This window comes from Cellvibrio sp. (assembly GCF_053579595.1).
The window spans coordinates 1-2,270 of the sequence record NZ_JBRFPI010000534.1 but is presented as its reverse complement, the minus strand read 5'-3'; the positions used below and the strand labels follow the sequence as shown (position 1 = coordinate 2,270).

The 2,270-nt window shown below is 49.2% G+C and carries 2 protein-coding genes; both read left to right on the top strand.

The annotated features are described in order from the left end of the window. A partial coding sequence (locus ACWA6V_RS20810) for a DUF1592 domain-containing protein (RefSeq protein WP_449524278.1) occupies window positions 1-878 on the top strand: 878 nt, incomplete at its 5' end. Window positions 879-919: 41 nt separating this feature from the next. Then, window positions 920-2,152 carry a DUF1552 domain-containing protein gene (locus ACWA6V_RS20805; RefSeq protein WP_449524277.1) on the top strand — a complete coding sequence of 411 codons (1,233 nt, stop codon included), beginning with the start codon at window positions 920-922 and terminating at the stop codon, window positions 2,150-2,152. Window positions 2,153-2,270 lie beyond the last annotated feature (118 nt).

Below are 2,270 nucleotides of genomic sequence, written 5' to 3'. Positions count from 1 at the left end.
GTGCGCGCGTACACTTTGGCAGGTTCGCGAGCCAGTGGCTGGAGGCTGGCGCAACCAATTCCAACCTGTTCCCGGTGACGGTTAGCGGTTTCAACGCCAAGGTTGATGAATCCATGCGCATGGAAATGCAGGAGTATTTCAATCACATTGCGTTAGATGGAGCGGGACCATTTAGTAAATTATTGGCGAATAATTACGGCATAGTTAACGAAACCCTGGTGAATTTTTATGGCTTGGGTAGCGTTATCGTTAATCAGGACAAGTTCGTCAAAACCAATTTTCCCAGCCATATTCGCCAAGGGGGCTTGTTGACCAGCGGGGCTTTTGTTGCCAGCAAAAGCTCACTGACTGAACCGTCGTCACCGGCTTTTGCACTGGCAATCCGCAACCGCCTGCTGTGCCAGAATGCCTACAGCTACAACTTACAGGACACGCCAGAGTGGCGAGACAACCCGTTCCTGCAAGTGGGTTACGCCTATCAAAATCTGGATGCGGGCAGCCGCCGACGCACACACAACATGTATGACATCCCCATTAATTCCGCAGGCGTCTTTACCGGAATTACCAGCCCTACCGATGGAGCCAGTATTGCGTTTGCGAATGCCGAAGAACTTGCACAAAAAATCTCTACTCTGGATGCAGTTCGCTACTGCTTTGTCGAACACAATTTCCGCGCTGCGTTCGGCACGGGAACACAATATTTTGATCCAACCAAAGCAGGAGCAACAAGGTTATCAACTGCCGAACAATCTGATTATGCCTGTGAAAAAGATCGCCTGGACTACGCGCTAACCAGCAACGGAAATAACGTTCGCGCGCTGCTGAAACGTTTAGGCAGCTTGCACGCCGTGCGCTATCGCAAAGATCGCAGCCAATAATTTTCACACATTCATTTTGTGACTTAAGGAAGGATTGAATCATGAAAACCCAAGAAAAAAATATTCACAACAACCGTCGCCAGCTCTTAAAAATGATGGCTTCTGCACCACTTATCAATACCGGCCTGCTCACCGCAGGCGTTGGATTTGCTAATGCCGCTCGAGCGGCGACATCCGTTAAAAATGTTATTTTTGTTTTTATACCAGGTGGTGCCCCACGCGGTGCTGCGAGCGTCTCGCCCGATGCAGCATTCAATTTAAAACCCGCTTCAGCACCGCTCGAACCGGTAAAAAATGAGTGCGTGTTTTTCGGTGCGGATATGAACGGTCATGGCCACGGCCTTGCTCAAACAGCACTGGGCGGTTTAACCAGAGCGCCAAAAACGATCGACCTGGCATTAGGGGATGTACTCGGTGGCAGCACCCCCTTTAAATCCATTCAATTAGGCGTGCTATCGCGCGATACATCTGTGTCCGCCATCAACAGCTGGACACGAACACCGGTAATTACCGATCCAGCGCGCGCATTTGAAATCTTGCGCACCGGGTCGTCGCTTTACGGTACCGGGTTTGATCAGCAACAGAAACAACTCAGTATTAACTTGAAGGCAGTGCAACAGCTACAACAGCAGTTAAGTAATTTTGCAAGCACGCGCTTGCAGGCAAATCAGGATGCAATAGCAGAATTGCAGGCAGAACTTTCGCCCGGAGGTTTTGGGCCTGACTGCGACTTGCAACAGCAAAGTTGGCCAACAGGAAGTATAAATCCTAACGACGGTCAGCAATTCACCCGCCTGTGGGAGTTACAAACAAACAACGCTGTTACGGCGATAAAATGTGGATTGACGCACGTAGTTACTATGTTGATGGGTAATGATGAGGAAGACTTTGTTGCTACCGGCTTTAATTATTCTTACGCGCAGGCGGCAAATGGCTTTCCGGGTTCAGCTGAATACACGGCTTATCGCGCCTATTTAAGCCAAAGACTCACCCATTTAATCCAACAACTACAAACCAACACGGATATCAACGGAGCCCCCTTATTAGACTCCACATTGGTAGTACAAGTGACCAATATGGCCGACACCAGTGATAACACCGGCATCAACGCGCCGTTTATGTTCGCCGGTGGTGGCAGTTCTATTCGTAAGGGGCAAGTCCTGAGAGCAGCTGAACATACGCAAATTATGGACACGGTTGCGCTCGCTGTAGGGGCTTATGGAATTATTGCGCCCTATAGCTCCCAAGGTCCAATCCCCGGGGTTGTGGTCTGATTGACAGTGGGATGATAAAAAACGGAACCTGATGGGTTCCGTTTTTTTTCCAAACAAACGATTTTAAACAAATAGAGAGATACACAATATTAATTTATCCCTTTAGCTCCACTCGCCA

Excerpts from the sequence above, each read along its gene's own strand:
- ACWA6V_RS20805 (WP_449524277.1), top strand. The coding sequence starts at position 920 with ATGAAAACCCAAGAAAAAAATATTCACAACAACCGTCGCCAGCTCTTA.